Raw genomic sequence first — 17,922 nt, forward strand, 5'->3', positions numbered from 1 at the left:
TCCCCCGCAGCCTGGAGGCTAGGCGTTGAAGTAGGCCTTCAGGTCGTCAACGCGGTCAAGGCGTTCCCAGGTGAAGTCGGGATCGTCCCGGCCAAAGTGTCCGTGCGCTGCCGTCTTGGCGTAGATGGGGCGCTTCAGGTCCAGGGCGTCGATGATGGCCCGCGGGCGAAGATCGAAGATCTCGGCGATGGCGGCACTGATCTGTGCAGGGTCAACAGTCTCGGTGCCGAACGTTTCAACGTAGGTGCCTACGGGGCGGGCCTGGCCGATCGCGTACGCGATCTGGATCTCGGCGCGCTTGGCCAGTCCGGCGGCCACGACGTTCTTGGCAACCCACCGCATGGCGTACGCGGCGGAACGGTCCACCTTTGACGGGTCCTTGCCGGAGAATGCGCCGCCGCCGTGGCGGGCCATGCCGCCGTAGGTGTCGACGATGATCTTGCGGCCGGTCAGCCCGGCGTCACCCACGGGACCGCCGATGACGAATTCGCCGGCGGGGTTGAGGATGTTGGCCGCCCGGGAAACATCAAGGTTCGCGGCGGCGAGGACTGGTTTGATGACGATCGAGGCGAGGTCGGACCGGAGCTGTTCCAGGCTGGCGCCCTCAGCGTGCTGGCTCGAGATCACCACGGTTTCAACGGAGACAGGCCTGTCGTGGTCGTAACCTACCGTGACCTGGGTCTTGCCATCGGGGCGCAGGTAGGCAAGTTCGCCGGATTTGCGGACTTCCGTGAGGCGTTCGGACAGGCGGTGCGCCAGCCAGATGGGGGTGGGCATGTAGGACGGCGTTTCATCGCTCGCATATCCGAACATCAGGCCCTGGTCGCCGGCGCCCTGGAGGTCGTAGTCGTCCTCCTGGCGTCCTTCACGGGCCTCGAGGGAATTGAAGACTCCCCCGGCGATGTCATTGGACTGCTGCCCGATGGACACCGACACTCCACAGCGTGCGCCGTCGAAGCCGTTGGCGGACGAGTCGTAGCCGATGCCGAGGATGGTCTCCCGGACAATCTGCGGGATCTCCACGTAGGCGTCGGTGGTGACTTCGCCGGCGACGTGCACCAGCCCGGTGGTGGCCATGGTTTCCACGGCTACGCGGGACTCCGGGTCCTTGGACAGCAGGGCGTCCAGGATGGCGTCACTGATCTGGTCGCAGATCTTGTCCGGGTGGCCTTCGGTGACGGACTCCGAGGTGAAGAGCCGAAGGGACGAGGGCGTAGCCCCGGAGGTCTGGTGAAGGTGCAGCGGTAAAGTCACTCAACTACCTTACTGGTTGGATCACGCGCGGCCGTCAGGAGACGTCGCGGGATGTCACGGTACTAAGCAAACGTGGTACTAAACACGTCACGCCCGGGGTGACACCTGGTTCAGTTCGAAGCCGATGCGGCTGATGATGGCCGCGGAAACGTCTGCCTTGGTGCCGGACGCCTCTTGGGGTTCGGAGCCGGAACGGGCCAGGATGACCACCGAATTGGTGTCCTTGCCGAAGACCTTGTCCGAGCCGACATGGTTGACCACCAGCAGGTCGCAGCCCTTGCGCTGGAGTTTCGCCTCCGCGTACGCACGGACATCGCCATGCTGGTCGCCTGTTTCGGCAGCGAAGCCCACTATGAGCTGGCCATCAGCTGCAGGACCAGTGGCCCCCTGGTTGCGGCGCTCGACGAGTTCCTGCAGGATGTCCGGGTTGCGGACCAGGGTGATGACGGGATCTGCAGTGTCGTCGCGTTTCTTGATTTTTGTGTCCGAGATTGCGGCAGGGCGGAAGTCTGCCACGGCAGCGGACATGATGACGACGTCCGAATCAGCCGCGGCTGCCAGCGCGGCCTCGCGCAATTGCAGGGCAGTTTCGACGTTGACCACCTCGACGCCGGAGGGCGGCGGGACTTCCATGTGGGCTGCGAGCAGCCGGACGGTGGCCCCGGCGTTCCTCGCAGCGACGGCCAGGGCGACGCCCTGCTTGCCGGAGGACCTGTTGCCCAGGAAGCGGACGGGATCCAGTGGTTCGCGTGTTCCGCCGGCGCTGATGGTGACGGTCTTGCCGGCCAGCGGAAGCTGGAAATCGGTTCGTCCGTGGACCAATGCCATGGCGGCGTCAAAGATGGCGTCAGGTTCAGGCAGCCGTCCCGGCCCGGAATCCGAGCCTGTAAGCCTGCCGGAAGCCGGCTCCAGTACCGCCGCACCGCGGCCGCGAAGTGTTTCCACGTTGGCCCGGGTTGCGGGGTGCTGCCACATCTCGGTGTGCATGGCGGGCGCGAAAAGGACAGGGCCGTGGGCCATCAGCAGCGTGTTGGTGAGGAGGTCGCCTGCCTGGCCCGTGGCCGCTTTGGCCAGGAGGTCGGCCGTAGCCGGCGCGATGACCACGAGGTCTGCCTCGTGGCCCAGCCGGACGTGGTTGACCTGGTGGACGTCGTCGAAGACGCTGTTGCTGACGGGGTTGCCGGAGAGGGCCTCCCAGGTGGCAGTCCCGACGAAGCGGGTTGCCGCCTCCGTGGGGATGACCGTGACATGGTGGCCGGCTTCAGTAAAAAGCCGGAGGAGCGATGCCACCTTGTAGGCGGCTATCCCTCCCCCGACTCCGAGGACTATGCGCACGTGACCTCCGTCAGCAGCACGTCATGCGGCAGATTGTTACTCTGCGGCTTCGATCGGTGTGGATACCAGCTTGCCCTCGTTGATCTCGCGCAGGGCGATCGAGAGGGACTTCTCGTTCAGCTTGGTGTCTACCAGGGGGCCGACGTACTCGAAGAGTCCCTCGTGCAGCTGGGCGTAGTAGGCGTTGATCTGACGAGCGCGCTTGGCACCGAAGATGACCAGGCCGTACTTGGAGTCGGCTGCTTCGAGCAGCGAGTCGATCGGCGGGTTGATGATGCCTTCAAGGTTCGTGGACACGAATTCTCCAAAATTCTAGCGGGCTGACGGTTCCTGCAGGTGTGCGTGAGGGGTCAGCCCCATGAGTGAAACAAGCTCGTCCGCTGCCCGGCGGACATCGTCATTGATGACGGTGTGATCGAACTCCGGTTCAGCAGCAAGTTCCAGTTTAGCGGTTTCCAGCCGGCGCTGCTGTTCTTCGGGGGTTTCTGTGCCGCGGCCCACGAGCCGGCGCACCATTTCGTCCCAGGTGGGCGGGGCGAGGAACACGAACTTGGCGTCCGGGACGGCTTCCTTGACCTGGCGCGCACCCTGGAGGTCGATTTCCAGAAGGACGGAACGCCCTTCCTCAATGGCATCGTTGACGGTGCTCTTCAAAGTTCCGTAAGTGTTTTGGCCATGCACTACTGCCCACTCCAGGAGTTCACCCGCCGCGATGAGCCGTTCAAACTCCTCGGTGGACTTGAAGAAGTAGTGCACGCCGTCCACTTCACCCGGGCGGGGAGCACGGGTGGTGGCTGAGACGGAGAGCCAGACCTCGGGGTAGTTGTCGCGGATATAGGTGGATACGGTGCCTTTGCCTACAGCTGTCGGACCTGCGAGGACTGTCAGTCCGGGTTTCTTGCTCACGTATTCCTTTGCCGAGGTTTGGGGGTGTGGGGTGGGCCGGCGCCGGCCTGCCCTAATGTTCGTCTATAAAATCTACCAGCGCCCGCCGCTGGTGGACGCCGAGGCCCCGGACGCGGCGGGACGCGGCAATGCCCAGTTGTTCCATGATGGCTGCCGCCCGCACCTTGCCGATGCCCGGCAGCGCTTCGAGGAGTTCGGACACCCGCATCCTCGCCAGGGCGTCGTCGGCTGCGGCCGAGTCGATGATGTCGGCTGCGGACCGTTTGCCGTTCTTGAGGCTTTCTTTGGCGGCAGCCCGGGCTGCCCGTGCGGCTGCCGCCTTGCCCAGGGCCTCGGCCCGTTCCGACGCGGATAACGGTCGCAGTACCATGGCGCATACCCCCGGAATCGGCGGAATTTATCCAAGGGCGGCCGCCCTTGGACCTGTCCTGAAACTACCCTCTGGTGCTGGATGAATCAATGGATGGGCGCAAACCGGGAACTATTCCCCGCTCAGCCCCGGCGCAGGCCTGCCAGGGTGCGCTGAGCGGCTTCCCGCAATCCGCGGTGTTCCGGGCCCGCAGCCAGGATGTCCCGGCTGGAGGTGCCCAAAACCAGCGGATAGGCATCCCCGAAGGTGGCCCGTAGGTCCGCCGGCGTTGCCCCCTGGGCGCCCAGCCCGGGAGCCAGGATGGGACCCCGGACGGCTGCAAGGTCGAGGTCAAGGTCCGCCAGGGCAGTGCCGACCGTGGCCCCCACCACCAGGCCCACCGAGCCAAGGCTTCCTTCGTACCGCTCGTTCTCACGGGCTGCTGCGGACGTGATCCGGCGCGCCACGGAGTCCGCTCCCCCGACGTGCTGCACGGACGCGCCCTCCGGGTTGGAGGTCAGCGCCAGGACGAAGACGCCGCGCCCGGTCTGGGCCGCGAGGTCCAACGCCGGGCGCAGGGACTCGAAGCCGAGGTAGGGGCTGAGGGTGACAGAGTCTGCCGCCAGCGGGGATTCGTCGCGGAGCCAGGCGTCAGCGTAGGCCGCCATGGTGGAGCCGATGTCGCCTCGCTTGGCGTCTGCGATGGTCAGGACGGACTGGTCCCGCGCCTCAGCCAGGACTTCCTCCAGCACCGCCATGCCGGCGGAGCCGTGGCGCTCGAAGAGCGCTACCTGCGGCTTGACCGCGGCAGCGAGCGACGCCACCGCCTCCACCACGGTGAGCGAGAAGCGGCGCAGGCCCGCAACGTCGTCGGCCAATCCCCAGCTCTTCAGCAGTGCCGGGTGAGGGTCGATGCCCACGCACAGCGGGCCGCGGGAGGCCATGGCGGCGCCGAGCCGGGAGCCGAACGACTCCCGGCCCCGTGCTTCAGCGTGCGCTGGTACCTGCTCAGGCATGCTGCAGGTCTGCCTTCGCGGCTGCGGCTTTCTGGGATTCGCCCAGCGCTGCGGCGTGTTCCTGGAGGCTGGTGACGGACCATTCGTACGTGCGCATGGCCTCGATCGCCTGCACGGCCGCGTTGAACTCGGCCACCGTGGTGATGCAGGGGATGCCGATGGACGTTGCGGCTGCGCGGAGTTCGTAGCCGTCGCTGCGGGCCTCTCCGCCTGAGGGCGTGTTGAACACCATGTCGATCTCGCCGGCGACGACGAGGTCGGCAATGGTGCCCTCGCCCTCGGCGCTGCTGCCTTCGGCAACCTTGCGCACCGGGGTGGCCGCGATGCCGTTGCGGCGCAGCACATCGGCGGTGCCGCCGGTGGAAACGATCTCGAAGCCGAGGTCGGAGAGCCGCTTGACGCCCATGATCACGGAGCGCTTGTCCCGGTTGGCCACGGAAACGAAGACCTTACCCTCGGTGGGCAGGGCGTTGTTGGCGCCCGCCTGGCTCTTGGCGAAGGCGGTGTCGAAGTGCTTATCGATGCCCATGACCTCGCCGGTGGAGCGCATTTCCGGGCCAAGCAGCGAGTCCACGACTTTTCCTTCAGGAGTGCGGAACCGGCTGAACGGCAGCACCGCTTCCTTGACGGCCACGGGCGCGTCCAGGGGCAGGGTGGATCCGTCGCCGGTTTCGGGCAGCATCTTGTAGGCGGTGCGGAGCTGGTTGATGGTCACTCCGGTCCCGATCAGGGCGGCCGCCTTTGCCATCTGGACGCCGGTGGCCTTGGAGACGAACGGCACGGTGCGAGAGGCCCGCGGGTTGGCTTCGAGGACGTACAGGACGTCGGAGGCCAGCGCGAACTGGATGTTGATCAGGCCGCGGACGCCAACGCCCTCGGCGATGGCGCGGGTGGCCGTGCGGACGCGTTCGATCACGTTGTTTCCCAGCGTGATCGGCGGCAGGACACAGGCGGAGTCGCCGGAGTGGATGCCGGCCTCCTCGATGTGCTCCATGATGCCGCCCAGGTACATGTCGGTGCCGTCAAAGAGCGCGTCGACGTCGATTTCGACGGCGTCTTCCAGGAAGCGGTCAATCAGGACGGGGTGGTCCGGGGTGATCTCGGTGGCGTTGGCGATGTATCGGGAGAGGTTGGGCTCGTCGTAGACGATCTCCATGCCGCGGCCGCCGAGGACGTAGGACGGGCGGACCAGCACCGGGTAGCCGATTTCGTCGGCGATCTTCTTGGCGTCCTCGAAGGACACGGCGGTGCCGTTCTTCGGGGAAACCAGGCCGGCCTTGTCCAGCACGCGGGAGAAGGCGCCACGGTGTTCGGCAAGGTCGATGGCCTCCGGGGAGGTGCCGAGGATGGGCACGCCGGCGTCGGCCAGCTGCTGGGCCAGCTTCAGCGGGGTCTGGCCGCCGAGCTGGACGAAGACGCCCATGACGCCGCCGGTGCGCTCCTCAGCCGCGATGACTTCCAGCACGTCTTCAAGCGTCAGCGGCTCGAAGTACAGGCGGGTGGAGACGTCGTAGTCCGTGGAGACGGTTTCGGGGTTGCAGTTGACCATCACGGTCTCGTAGCCGGCCTTGCGCAGCGCCATGGAGGCGTGGACGCAGGAGTAGTCGAACTCGATGCCCTGGCCGATGCGGTTGGGGCCTGAGCCGAGGATCAGGATGGACGGCTTGGAGTGCAGCGCAACCTCATCCTCCTCGTCGTAGGCCGAGTAGTGGTACGGCGTGTAAGCAGCGAACTCGGCGGCGCAGGTGTCAACGGTCTTGTAGACGGGGCGGATGCCCAGGGCCTGGCGGACTCCGCGGACCACTGCCTCGGAGTTGTGCGTCAAGGCGCCGATCTGCTCGTCGGAGAAGCCTTGGCGTTTGGCGCGCTGCAGCATGTCCGTGGTGAGGGCGCCGGCCTGGCGGATCTCACGGGAAACCTCGTTGAGGAGTTCGAGCTGGTCCAGGAACCACGGATCGATCTTGGTGGCCTCGAAGAGCTGTTCCACGGTGGCGCCGCCCAGCAGGGCGCGCTGAACCTGGTACAGGCGGTCCGTGGTGGGGCGCTTGGCCTTTTCGATGAGCTCGGCGACCTCGTACTCCGGCACGGAGCTGAAGTCCAGCTGCGAGCCCTTCTGCTCCAGGGAGCGGAGGGCCTTCTGCAGGGCTTCGGTGAAGTTGCGGCCCATGGCCATGGCTTCGCCCACCGACTTCATGGTGGTGGTGAGGGTGTTGTCGGCAGCCGGGAACTTCTCGAACGCGAAGCGGGGAACCTTGACCACAACATAGTCGAGCGTCGGTTCGAAGGACGCCGGGGTCTTCTGGGTGATGTCGTTGGGGATCTCATCCAGTGTGTAGCCCAGAGACAGCTTGGTGGCGATCTTGGCGATCGCGAACCCGGTGGCCTTTGACGCCAGGGCCGAAGAACGGGAGACGCGGGGGTTCATTTCGATGACCACCACGCGGCCGGTGGCGGGGTCGATGGCGAACTGGATGTTGCAGCCGCCGGTGTCCACGCCCACTTCACGGATCACGGCGATGGAGACGTCACGGAGCTTCTGGTACTCACGGTCGGTCAGGGTGAGGGCCGGCGCCACGGTGATGGAGTCGCCGGTGTGCACGCCCACGGGGTCGAAGTTCTCGATGGAGCAGACGACAACCACGTTGTCGTTCTTGTCCCGCATCATCTCGAGCTCGTATTCCTTCCAGCCGAGGATGCTCTCTTCGAGCAGGACCTCGCTGGTGGGGCTGTACTGGAGGCCCTGGCCGACAATGCGGCGGAGGTCGTCCTCGTTGTAGGCAAGGCCGGAGCCCAGGCCGCCCATGGTGAAGGAGGGGCGGACCACCATCGGGTAGCCAAGGTCCTTGGCTGCCTCGAGGGCTTCGTCCATGGAGTGGATGATGTGGCTGCGGGCGGATTCGGCACCGCAGCGCTCAACCACGCCCTTGAACTTTTCGCGGTCTTCGCCGAGCTCAATGGCGGCGATGTTCGCACCGATGAGTTCCACGTTGTACTTCTCGAGCACACCGTTCTTGTCCAGCGCGATGGCCGTGTTGAGCGCCGTCTGGCCACCCAGGGTGGGCAGCACGGCATCCGGGCGTTCCTTGGCGATGATCTTCTCCACCACCTCGGGGGTGATGGGCTCGATGTAGGTGGCGTCGGCGAACTCGGGGTCGGTCATGATGGTGGCCGGGTTGGAGTTCACGAGGATGACGCGGAGGCCTTCCTCCTTGAGGACACGCAGTGCCTGGGTACCGGAGTAGTCGAATTCGGCGGCCTGGCCGATGACGATCGGGCCGGAACCGATGACCAGGACGCTCTTAAGGTCAGTTCTCTTGGGCATTACTTCTTGTCCTCAGTCTTGGTGTCGGAGTTTTTCGGCGCGGCGGATTTTGTGCTGCCTGCTGCTGCGTTGTCCGCGTTCGCGGGGTGGGCGGAGTCCACGGGATCCTTGGACTCGTTGGCGGTCTTGCCGTCCCGGGTGCCGTCCATCAGGTCAATGAAGCGGTCGAACAGGTACGCGGCGTCGTGCGGGCCGGCCGCGGCCTCGGGGTGGTACTGCACCGAGAAAGCCGGGATGTCGAGGCAGGCGAGGCCTTCCACGACGTCGTCGTTCAGGCTGACGTGGCTGACCTCCACCCGGCCGTAGCGCTCCTCCGGGGCCTGGGTGGCGCCGTCGAGCGGTGCGTCCACGGCAAAACCATGGTTCTGGGAGGTGATTTCCACCTTGCCGGTGCGGCGGTCCATGACGGGCTGGTTGATCCCGCGGTGGCCGTAGCGGAGCTTGTAGGTGCCGAACCCGAGGGCACGGCCCAGGATCTGGTTGCCGAAGCAGATGCCGAAGTACGGCAGCTTCTCGTCGAGGACGGAGCGGAGCAGCTTGACCTGGGCGTCGGCGGTGGCGGGGTCGCCGGGTCCGTTGGACATGAAGAAGCCGTCCGGGTTGACCGCCTTGACGTCCTCCAGTGTGGCGGTGGCGGGCAGGACGTGGACACGAACGCCGCGCTCGGCGAACCGGACAGGGGTCATGGCCTTGATGCCGAGGTCGATGGCGGCGATGCTGAACCGGGGTTCGGCGTCCCAGCCGTGGTCCTTGGGTTCCACCACGTAGGCTTCGTCAACGCTGACTTCCTCGGCCAGGCGGGCGCCTTCCATGGGGGCGCTGGCGAGGACGGCGTCCACCAGTTCCTTGTCCGTTGCCCGGGCGGCGTCGCCGGAGAAGATGCCGGCGCGCATGGTCTTGTGTTCGCGGAGGTGGCGGGTGATGGCCCGGGTGTCCACGCCCTGGATACCCACGATGCCCTGCTCGACGAGTTCTTCGTCCAGGGACCGTTCGGAGCGCCAGTTGGAGGGACGGCGGGCGGCATCGCGGACGATGTAGCCGGCCACCCAGATGCGGCGCGATTCGGCGTCTTCGCTGTTGACGCCGGTGTTGCCGATGTGCGGTGCGGTCTGGACCACCAGCTGCCGGGCGTAGGAAGGATCCGTGATGGTCTCCTGGTATCCGGTCATGCCCGTGGCGAAGACGGCTTCGCCCAGGGCGGTTCCGGTGGCACCGTAGCTGGTGCCGCGGAAGATGCGTCCGTCTTCGAGGACGAGCGCAGCGGGGGCTGCCGGGGTGGCGGTGGTTGAAGTCACTGTATTCGCTTTCACTGTCTTACTTTCCACTGGTGGCGTCAGCCGCCGGGGCTGAAGTGATCAATTCCTGGAGTGCTGTGTACAGGGTGTCCTTGTCCGCCGCGCGGCGGGTCCGGAATCCGGTGTCCAGTTCGTGGGAGCCGTGCAGCCAGGTGAGGACGAGCAGGCCGTCCTTCTCCACGAACTTGCCGGCCATCCCGCTTTCCTGCCGTACGCCGGTGAGCGATGCGGCGGGGATGTAGAGGGCGGGGGCGCCGGCACGGTCGAACAGCACACCGTCCGTGTATACGGCCAGGGTTGCGTTGGTGCGGATGCCGAGGCTGTGGACCGCCACGCGGTCAAGCCAGTCGCCGCCGGTGGTGGTGGCAACGTACTGTCCCTCCGCTTCGGCGGACGGCTCCCCCGGTTCTGCGGGCGCCTGGGGCAGGGGCCCGACGTCGGACTGGCGCTTCAGGCGGTTGCGCCAGCCAATGCCGAGGAGGACAAAGACGACGGCGATAATCGCCAGCATCGCCAGTCCCGGAAGGATCTTTTCCATCAGGCGGCGCCTGCCTCGACTGCGGCGTGCGGGTAGGGCGTGTTGAGTTCGCCGTCCAAGACTGTGGGGTGGCCCTTGAAGAACGTGGCCACCACCTTGCCCGGGAGCTCGCGTCCCTTGAAGGGCGAGTTGCGGCCCATGGTGGCCATCTTGAACGGGTCCACGGTCCAGCGGGCGGCGGGGTCCACCAGGATGACGTTGGCGGGTTCGCCGGCTTCGAGCGGACGGCCCTGGTCTTCCAGCCGGCCGATCTGCGCAGCCGCCGCGGATGTGACGCGGGCGAAGTCGGCCCAGGTCATCAGGCCTGTCTCGATCATCGTGTGCTGGACCACGGACAGCGCGGTTTCCAGGCCGGTCATGCCCATGGCCGCCTGTGCCCATTCGCATTCCTTGTGCTCGCTGGGGTGCGGCGCATGGTCGGTTCCCACAACGTCGATGGTGCCGTCTGCCAGCCCGGCGCGCAATGCCTGGACGTCGGAGTCGGTGCGCAGCGGCGGATTAACCTTGAAGACAGGATCGTAGCTGCGGACCAGGTCGTCGGTGAGTAGCAGGTGGTGCGGAGTGACCTCGGCGGTGACGTTGATTCCGCGTTCCTTGGCCCAGCGGATGATTTCCACCGAACCGGCGGTGGACACATGGCAGACGTGCAGCCGGGAGCCGACGTGCTGGGCGAGCAGCACGTCGCGGGCAATGATGCTTTCCTCGGCAACGGCGGGCCAGCCGGTCAGGCCGAGGACGGCGGACACCTCGCCTTCGTTCATCTGTGCCCCGGCGGTGAGGCGCGGTTCCTGCGCGTGCTGGGCCACCACGCCGTCGAACGCCTTGACGTACTCCAGCGCCCGGCGCATCAGGACGGGGTCGTGGACGCAGATGCCGTCGTCGGAGAACATCCTGACCCTGGCCCGGGAATCGGCCATGGCACCCAGTTCAGCCAGCTGCTCCCCCGCCAGGCCCACCGTGACGGCGCCAACCGGGCGGACGTCAACCCAGCCTGCGGCGCGTCCCAGGGTGTATACCTGCTCCACTACACCGGCGGTATCGGCCACGGGAGTGCTGTTGGCCATGGCGTGGACGGCCGTGTACCCGCCGAGGGCAGCTGCACGGGTTCCGGTCTCCACGGTTTCCGCGTCTTCCCTGCCGGGTTCGCGGAGGTGGGTGTGCACATCCACCATGCCGGGAAGCGCCACCAGGCCCGCGGCGTCGATGACCGTGACGTCCCCGTCCTGTCCTTCCGGCGAGAGTCCCGTGCCGACTTCGGCGATGATGCCGTCGCGGATCAGCAGGTCTGCCGGCTCGCCGCCGAGGATGGAGGCGCCTTGGATCAAGTACGTTCCGGTGTTGCCGGCCATCAGATGCTCTCCTTGGTGGAATGGGCGGTTCCGGCAGCGGCCAGGACCGGGGTTGCGGCTGTTTCCCGGGTGTCCCCGGAGAGCAGCAGGTACAGCGCAGCCATCCGCACGGACACGCCGTTGCGGACCTGCGCGAGGACGGTGGAACGCGGTGAGTCTGCTGCGGCTGCGCTGATTTCGAGCCCCCGGTTCATGGGGCCCGGGTGCATGATGATGGTGTCCTTCATGCCCAGGCTGTCGAGGGCACGCAGGCGGTTGTCATCGAAGCCCCACCGGCGTGAGTATTCGCGGGTGCTGGGGAAGAACGAAGCGTTCATGCGTTCGCCCTGGACACGGAGCATCATCACGGCGTCAACGCCCTGGGCGATTGTTTCGTCGAGGTTGTAGCTGACGCTGCAGGGCCACTTTTCGGCGCCGATGGGCAGCAGGGTGGGAGGAGCCACCAGGGTGACTTCCGCACCCAGCGTGCGCAGGAGCCAGACATTGGAACGGGCCACGCGTGAGTGCAGGACGTCCCCGGCAATCGCCACGCGCATGCCCAACAGGTCCGCGCCTTCGGAAGGAGTACCCGACAGTTTCGCCCAGTGCCGGCGCATGGTGAAGGCGTCCAGCAGTGCCTGGGTGGGGTGTTCGTGGGTGCCGTCGCCTGCGTTGATCACCCCGGCATCGATCCAGTCCGTCGCGGCGAGCCGGTGCGGTGCACCGGAGGCCCAGTGGCGGATGACGACGGCGTCAGCCCCCATCGCGGAGAGCGTCTGGGCGGTGTCCTTGAGGGATTCACCCTTGGAGACCGATGATCCCTTGGCGGCGAAATTGATGACGTCCGCGGACAACCGCTTGGCCGCCGCTTCGAAGGAAATCCTGGTGCGGGTGGAATCTTCGAAGAAGAGGTTGACCACGGTGCGGCCGCGCAGGGCGGGAAGCTTCTTGACTTCGCGGTCGCCTACGGCCGACATCTCCTCGGCGGTATCGAGGATTCGGATGGCGTTGTGCAGGCTGAGGTCCTGGGTGGAGAGCAGGTGCTTCACAGTCCACCCTCAATCACGACTTCGTTGACGGGGGCTCCGCCGGCGGGGGTGTCGGTCTCTTCGAGCCGGACCCGGACCTTTTCCACGGAGGAGGTGGGCAGGTTCTTGCCCACATGGTCGGCGCGGATGGGCAGCTCGCGGTGGCCGCGGTCGATCAGGACGGCGAGCCGGACGATGCGCGGGCGGCCGAGGTCCACGAGGGCGTCGAGCGCTGCCCGGATGGTCCGGCCGGAGTACAGGACGTCGTCGATCAGGACCACGACTTTGTTGTCGATGCCTGTACGGGGCAGTTTGGTGGGGTACGGCGGGCGGGTTCCCTGGTGCGAAAGGTCATCCCGGAACATGGTGACGTCCAGTTGGCCGACAATGGCGGCGGCATCAACGGTGTTGTCCGCGGCGGCGATCTTCCCGGCCAGCCGGACTGCCAGCGGATATCCGCGGCGGGGAATGCCCAACAGGACCAGGTCCCGGGATCCCTTGTTGGCTTCGAGGATCTCATGGGCGATACGAGTGAGGGCACGGTCTATGTCAGCCTGGCTGAGTACTACCCTGGCTGGAACCGGTGCGCTGGTGACAGATGTCAACGCTCGTCTCCCCTTTCCCCGCCTCACAGGACGGAATTAAAAAAGGATCATGTGCGTTTCAAAATTACCATAGGCCCGCGGCCCGGCGGCGCCGGATCAACGCGTTGATCGTCACATTGAAACGCGGCCTGCGGACGGTCCTTGGACCGGGCCAACGCGCCACCTAGGCTTGCGGATATGTCGATGCATCCCCACCAGCCGCCGTCGGGCCCGCCCTACGGTCCCCACCCGGGCGCCTCCAGTCCCCTGCCCGGCCCAGCGAATCCCAGCTGGATGGGCCAGGTGGCGCCGCAGCATTACCTGGCCGCCCCGGACCACCGCGGCCGTCCCGTCAGCAGCGTCCTGCCTCCACCGGACCAGGGAGCGGCACGCAGGCCGGGCAGGCTGAACGGCGGACTGGTCGGCCTCACGGTGGCGGGTGGAATCCTCGCGTTCCTCAGCCTGTTCCTGGTGGTGCCGTTCCTGCTGGCCAACACGGGGACTGCCGGCTTCGTGGGTGGCTTCGTCGCGTCGCTGATACCGCTGTCCCTGGTACTGCTGGCTGTTGTCATCATCGATAAGTGGGAGCCGGAGCCTAAGCGGCTGCTGTTCTTCGCCTTCACCTGGGGCGCGGCCGTGTCGATTGCCGTCACTTTGCTGGTGCAGCCACTGTTTGTGCTGACGTTCCAGTTCTCGGATGAACCGGACTTGCGGACCTACATGGCCACAGTGCAGGCACCCATCGTCGAGGAGTTCGCGAAGTCCCTTGGCCTGCTGGTCCTCCTGCTGCTGGCCAGGAAACATTTCGACGGTCCGGTGGACGGCGTGGTTTTTGCCTTCACGATTGCCGGCGGCTTCGCGTTCACCGAAAACATCCTCTATTTCGGCCGCGCCATCGCCGAGGCGCCGGGTCCGGGTGGCGATTTTGCCCAGGTGTTCTTCCTCCGCGGCGTGATGTCCCCGTTCGCCCACGCCATCTTTACCGGGACCACCGGGCTGATCATGGGCTTCGCGGCCCGGCGATGGCACACCGGAGCTTCCATCCTGGCCTTCTTCGTGGGGCTGCTGCCGGCGATGTTCCTGCATAACCGGTGGAACAGCATGGGCAGCGGCTTCCTGGTGGACTACATCGTGGTCCAGGTGCCGATTTTCTGCCTTGCAGTTGCCGGGATTGTGGTGCTGCGGGTGGCCGAAAAACGGCTGACAAGGCAGCGGCTGCTGGAGTACTCCGCCGCGGGCTGGTTTACCCCGGCGGAGGTCGAATTGCTGGGCACCATTGGCGGCCGGCGGACCGTGCTGAACTGGGCTGCCGGCTACGGCAAGAAACAGCAGATGAAGGATTTCCTCAGGGCGGCCACGCTGCTGGCCAATATCCGGCAGCGGATCCTCAGCGGCCGCGATGTGCAGCTGCACCAGGCGGAGGAACGTAAGCAGCTGCAACGGGTATTGGCACTCCGGGCGGCAATCGTCGCCTAGCCGCGCGTCGGGTGCTTTGGGTTCCTTCGTCACATCCCGGGCTTGGTCGCGGAACCGGACCTTGCAGGTCCTGACCTGCGAACAGGACAGGGTTCGACGGCGGCTGGCCACGTTAACGCCCGAAGGCCGCACCCCCGGGGGGGTGCGGCCTTCATGGCTGGTTCGTGGGTCAGGCCAGCAGCGACGGCTTCAGCTGCTGCAGGCGTCCCAGGAGCCCATTGATGAACTGGGGCGACTCGTCCGTGGACAAGGTCTTGGCCAGGGCCACGGCCTCGCTGACGGCGACGCCATCGGGGACGTCGTCGTTGTAAAGCAGTTCCCAGGTGCCGATACGCAGGATGATCCGGTCCACCGAAGGCATGCGCTCCAGGCTCCAGCCCTGCGAATAGGTTTCCAGGAACTCGTCGATGGCTGACTGGCGGGATACTACGCCTTCGACGATTTCCAGGGTGTAGGGGTTGACGATCTGGTCGGTCTTTTCGCGCCGTGCACGCAGGACGTCAAAGGCAGACACGGAGCGCTGCTCCGCTTCGAAAAGAACATCCAGTGCCCTGCTGCGGGCTTTACCGCGTGCGCTCACTACTCAGAGACCCGGCCGAGGTAGCTGCCGTCACGGGTGTCCACCTTGACCTTGGTGTTGTTTTCGACGAACAGCGGAACCTGGATCTCGTAGCCGGTTTCCAGCGTGGCCGGCTTGGTGCCTGCGGAGGAGCGGTCGCCCTGCAGGCCGGGCTCGGTGTAGGTGATTTCCAGGACAACGCTCGGCGGCAGTTCGATGTAGAGCGGGTTGCCCTCGTGGATGGCGATGTTGACCATCTGGTTCTCGAGCATGAAGTTGGTGGCGTCGCCCACGGTGGCGCCGGAGACGGTGATCTGGTCGTAATCCGTGGTGTCCATGAACACGAAGTCGGCGCCGTCCTGGTACAGGTACTGGTAGTCCCGGCGGTCAACCGTGGCGGTTTCGATCTTGAGGCCGGCGTTGAACGTCTTGTCCACAACCTTGCCGGACATCACGTTGCGCATTTTCGTACGCACGAAAGCGCCACCCTTGCCGGGCTTGACGTGCTGGAACTCGATGATGTTCCAGAGCTGGCCCTCGAGCTTCAGGACCGTTCCGTTCTTAATGTCGTTCGTGGTTGCCACTGGGTTTCCTTAGGTTTCTCAGTCTGGCGCGTAGTCAGACGTTCTATGCCGGGCAGTCCGCCGCATGGCGTGCCTGCACGTTTTTGTCAAAGATCCGGGGAGCTGGGAAAAAATTCAAAAACTATTCTACCGGCAATTGGGCGCGGACTTCCCCGGCGGCCCAAAGCGGGGACTCAGCAGGCCAGGTCCAGTACGTCCCGCGCGCGCTGAAGGGCCACTGTTGACGAGTAGATCAGCGCCGCATCGGCCGACTGTGCCACGCGCAGGTCCAAGGCGCGGGCAAAGGATTCAACAGCAGCTGAGGTCTGCCCGGCCGTGTACTGGGTCTTGCCCAGGAACTGCAGTGCCAGGGCTTCCTTGGGAGTGCCCTGGACCTCGTGCAGGAGCTGGCGGAAGAGCTCCACAGCCCTGTCCAACCGGTTCGAGACCCGCAGGACCTCTGCTTCGAACGCACGCAGTCGGAAGGATTCAGGATCATTGAACCGGGCTTCGGCCAGCAGTTCGGCAGCCTCTGCCCCGTGGCCCTCGACCAGCAGCACGAAGACGTGGTCGGCAGGATCGGTGGAGGCTGCCAATGCTTCCCTGCACGCATCGTCGTTGACGATTTGCGGCAGCAGGGTTTCAGGGTTGATCCGGATTCCCGGGAAACCTGCCTCTGGCCATTCGGCGGTGCCTTCCATGTCGCCCTGCATCAGGAAGCGACTTCCTGGTAGGCGGCGAACAGGAGGGACGTGTCGGGGACATCCAGGATGCCCGGCTTGGCCACACCGTCCAGCACCACGAACCGCAGCAGGTCGCCGCGGGACTTCTTGTCCCGCCGCATACCGTCCAGCAGGCCCTGCCACCGGTCCCGCCGGTAGGTGACCGGGAGCCCAAGTCCTTCGAGGATGCTTCGGTGCCTGTCGGCGTCGGCATCGCTCAGGCGGCCCACGCTGCGGGCGAGTTCCGCGGCGAACATCATGCCGACGGAGACGGCGGCGCCGTGCCGCCACGAGTAGCGTTCCACCAGTTCGATGGCGTGGCCCAGGGTGTGGCCGTAGTTGAGGATTTCGCGAAGCCCGGATTCCTTGAGGTCTTCGGAGACCACTTTGGCTTTGACGGCGATGGCACGTTCAATGAGCTCGCGGAGCGTCTCAGACCGCGGATCAGTGACCGCGGCAAAGTCCTTCTCCACCAGTTCGAGGATGGCGGGGTCCGCGATGAAGCCGCACTTGACCACTTCGGCCATGCCGGAAATTAGTTCGTTCCGGGGCAGGGTGTCCAGCGTGTCCAGGTCCGCCAGCACGGCTGCAGGCGGGTGGAACGCGCCCACCAGGTTCTTGCCTTCCGCAGTGTTGATGCCGGTCTTGCCGCCCACGGAGGCGTCCACCATCCCCAGCAGGCTGGTGGGCATGTGGATGACTTTGACGCCGCGGAGCCAGGTGGCGGCAACAAAGCCGGCAAGGTCGGTGACCGCTCCCCCGCCAACGGCGACAATGGCGTCTGACCGGGTGAAGTCGTTCTGGCCCAGGACCTGCCAGCAGAAGGCTGCAACCTGGATGTGCTTGCCTTCTTCGGCGTCGGGGATTTCCGCGGTCAGTGCAGTGAAGCCCGCGGATTCAAGGTCATCACGGACGGTGTCCCCGGTGAGGCGGAGGGCCCGGGGGTGGATGACCAGCACGCGCCGCACCCGCTCTCCCAGGATTTCCGAAAGGGTTCCCAGCAGGCCCCGCCCCACCACAACGTCGTAGTTGTTGGCGGCGGTTTCACCGGTGACCTTGATGACTGTTGATGAGGTGTTCACGTTTCAACTTCCTGTTTGGCAGCTGCGTAGTTCTGCAGCGCTGCTTCCAGCCGGTTGCCGAGCTCGGATATCGAGCCCTGGCGCACGTCCAGGGTGATGTCTGCAAGCCTCTCGTAGACCGGCTTGCGGGTGGCGAACATTTCTGTCCAGCGTCCCATGGCGTCCCCTGCCAGCAGGGGTCGCCCGGAGTTACGGGCAATGCGGGCAGCAACGGTGTTCGCATCGCATTCGAGGTAGACCACTGTGCAGCGGCCCATCAGCTGCTGCGTTCCAGAGTCCAGAACAGCACCACCGCCGAGCGAGATCACCGTGGCCGTGCCTTCGGCCGCTTCAACGGCGGAGGCAACAGCACGGGCTTCGATCTCGCGGAAGGCCCGTTCGCCCCGGCCGGCGAAGATGTCGGCGATGGAGCCGTGGCCCGCCACGATCACGGCATCCGTGTCAACGAACGGTGCACCGAGTTGCTGGGCCAGTTGCTGTCCGATGGCGGATTTACCCACTGCCATGGGGCCGATCAGGACGATCGGCCGGATACCGACGGGCCCGGTGCTGCTTTGGGCGGGCA

Annotated in this window: 18 protein-coding genes; 1 reads left to right on the plus strand and 17 read right to left on the minus strand. The window is 65.9% G+C overall.

Annotated elements, in window-relative coordinates; translation table 11 throughout:
• Nucleotides 1–18: 18 nt before the first annotated feature.
• From metK to pyrR, 12 genes are all read right to left on the minus strand, one after another.
• Entirely contained in the window at nucleotides 19–1,254 is a 1,236-nt protein-coding gene (gene metK / locus ACFV4R_RS11310; RefSeq protein ID WP_377203548.1) for a methionine adenosyltransferase, read from the minus strand.
• A gap of 87 nt (nucleotides 1,255–1,341) precedes the next feature.
• Nucleotides 1,342–2,589 (minus strand): bifunctional phosphopantothenoylcysteine decarboxylase/phosphopantothenate--cysteine ligase CoaBC, encoded by a 1,248-nt coding sequence (gene coaBC, locus ACFV4R_RS11315; protein ID WP_377203547.1) that lies wholly within the window; start codon nucleotides 2,587–2,589, stop codon nucleotides 1,342–1,344.
• Between the two features lie 36 nt (nucleotides 2,590–2,625).
• The gene (gene rpoZ / locus ACFV4R_RS11320) at nucleotides 2,626–2,886 is read right to left on the minus strand and encodes a DNA-directed RNA polymerase subunit omega (protein ID WP_003800778.1); all 261 of its coding nucleotides are present in this window, start codon (nucleotides 2,884–2,886) and stop codon (nucleotides 2,626–2,628) included.
• A 15-nt stretch (nucleotides 2,887–2,901) separates the two neighbouring features.
• Nucleotides 2,902–3,495 carry a guanylate kinase gene (gene gmk / locus ACFV4R_RS11325; protein WP_377203546.1) on the minus strand — a complete coding sequence of 198 codons (594 nt, stop codon included), beginning with the start codon at nucleotides 3,493–3,495 and terminating at the stop codon, nucleotides 2,902–2,904.
• A 52-nt stretch (nucleotides 3,496–3,547) separates the two neighbouring features.
• The gene (gene mihF / locus ACFV4R_RS11330) at nucleotides 3,548–3,865 is read right to left on the minus strand and encodes an integration host factor, actinobacterial type (RefSeq protein WP_015937189.1); all 318 of its coding nucleotides are present in this window, start codon (nucleotides 3,863–3,865) and stop codon (nucleotides 3,548–3,550) included.
• Between the two features lie 122 nt (nucleotides 3,866–3,987).
• On the minus strand, nucleotides 3,988–4,860 hold the full coding sequence (pyrF, locus tag ACFV4R_RS11335) for an orotidine-5'-phosphate decarboxylase (protein ID WP_377203545.1): 873 nt from the start codon (nucleotides 4,858–4,860) through the stop codon (nucleotides 3,988–3,990).
• Nucleotides 4,853–8,182, minus strand: coding sequence for a carbamoyl-phosphate synthase large subunit (carB, locus tag ACFV4R_RS11340; protein ID WP_377203544.1), 3,330 nt, complete (start codon nucleotides 8,180–8,182; stop codon nucleotides 4,853–4,855). The genes pyrF and carB overlap by 8 nt, the downstream gene beginning before the upstream one ends.
• Nucleotides 8,182–9,477 carry a glutamine-hydrolyzing carbamoyl-phosphate synthase small subunit gene (gene carA, locus ACFV4R_RS11345; RefSeq protein ID WP_377203543.1) on the minus strand — a complete coding sequence of 432 codons (1,296 nt, stop codon included), beginning with the start codon at nucleotides 9,475–9,477 and terminating at the stop codon, nucleotides 8,182–8,184. Before carA ends, carB begins: the two co-directional genes overlap by 1 nt.
• A 19-nt stretch (nucleotides 9,478–9,496) precedes the next feature.
• A complete protein-coding gene (locus ACFV4R_RS11350; RefSeq protein ID WP_377203542.1) occupies nucleotides 9,497–10,015 on the minus strand; it encodes a hypothetical protein in 519 nt (172 codons plus the stop codon).
• A complete protein-coding gene (locus tag ACFV4R_RS11355) occupies nucleotides 10,015–11,364 on the minus strand; it encodes a dihydroorotase (RefSeq protein ID WP_377203541.1) in 1,350 nt (449 codons plus the stop codon). The genes ACFV4R_RS11350 and ACFV4R_RS11355 overlap by 1 nt, the downstream gene beginning before the upstream one ends.
• On the minus strand, nucleotides 11,364–12,392 hold the full coding sequence (locus tag ACFV4R_RS11360; protein ID WP_377203540.1) for an aspartate carbamoyltransferase catalytic subunit: 1,029 nt from the start codon (nucleotides 12,390–12,392) through the stop codon (nucleotides 11,364–11,366). The genes ACFV4R_RS11355 and ACFV4R_RS11360 overlap by 1 nt, the downstream gene beginning before the upstream one ends.
• Nucleotides 12,389–12,976, minus strand: a complete 588-nt coding sequence (gene pyrR / locus ACFV4R_RS11365; protein ID WP_377203539.1) for a bifunctional pyr operon transcriptional regulator/uracil phosphoribosyltransferase PyrR — start codon at nucleotides 12,974–12,976, stop codon at nucleotides 12,389–12,391. The genes ACFV4R_RS11360 and pyrR overlap by 4 nt, the downstream gene beginning before the upstream one ends.
• Before the next feature lie 177 nt (nucleotides 12,977–13,153).
• On the opposite strand from pyrR, the gene ACFV4R_RS11370 reads away from it, so the two are divergent.
• Entirely contained in the window at nucleotides 13,154–14,431 is a 1,278-nt protein-coding gene (locus tag ACFV4R_RS11370) for a PrsW family glutamic-type intramembrane protease (protein WP_377203538.1), read from the plus strand.
• Nucleotides 14,432–14,600: 169 nt separating this feature from the next.
• Here ACFV4R_RS11370 and nusB read toward each other — a convergent pair whose 3' ends face one another.
• The 5 genes from nusB to ACFV4R_RS11395 all read right to left on the minus strand — a co-directional run bounded on the left by nusB (nucleotide 14,601) and on the right by ACFV4R_RS11395 (nucleotide 17,863).
• Nucleotides 14,601–15,011 carry a transcription antitermination factor NusB gene (gene nusB / locus ACFV4R_RS11375; protein WP_045732544.1) on the minus strand — a complete coding sequence of 137 codons (411 nt, stop codon included), beginning with the start codon at nucleotides 15,009–15,011 and terminating at the stop codon, nucleotides 14,601–14,603.
• Nucleotides 15,011–15,574 (minus strand): elongation factor P, encoded by a 564-nt coding sequence (gene efp / locus ACFV4R_RS11380; RefSeq protein WP_377203537.1) that lies wholly within the window; start codon nucleotides 15,572–15,574, stop codon nucleotides 15,011–15,013. The genes nusB and efp overlap by 1 nt, the downstream gene beginning before the upstream one ends.
• A 173-nt stretch (nucleotides 15,575–15,747) precedes the next feature.
• Nucleotides 15,748–16,266, minus strand: coding sequence for a tetratricopeptide repeat protein (locus ACFV4R_RS11385; RefSeq protein WP_043793951.1), 519 nt, complete (start codon nucleotides 16,264–16,266; stop codon nucleotides 15,748–15,750).
• On the minus strand, nucleotides 16,266–17,357 hold the full coding sequence (aroB, locus tag ACFV4R_RS11390; RefSeq protein WP_377203536.1) for a 3-dehydroquinate synthase: 1,092 nt from the start codon (nucleotides 17,355–17,357) through the stop codon (nucleotides 16,266–16,268). The genes ACFV4R_RS11385 and aroB overlap by 1 nt, the downstream gene beginning before the upstream one ends.
• Entirely contained in the window at nucleotides 17,354–17,863 is a 510-nt protein-coding gene (locus ACFV4R_RS11395; RefSeq protein WP_377203641.1) for a shikimate kinase, read from the minus strand. The genes aroB and ACFV4R_RS11395 overlap by 4 nt, the downstream gene beginning before the upstream one ends.
• Nucleotides 17,864–17,922 lie beyond the last annotated feature (59 nt).

Source organism: Pseudarthrobacter sp. NPDC059871 (genome assembly GCF_042731175.1).
Taxonomy (GTDB): domain Bacteria; phylum Actinomycetota; class Actinomycetes; order Actinomycetales; family Micrococcaceae; genus Arthrobacter.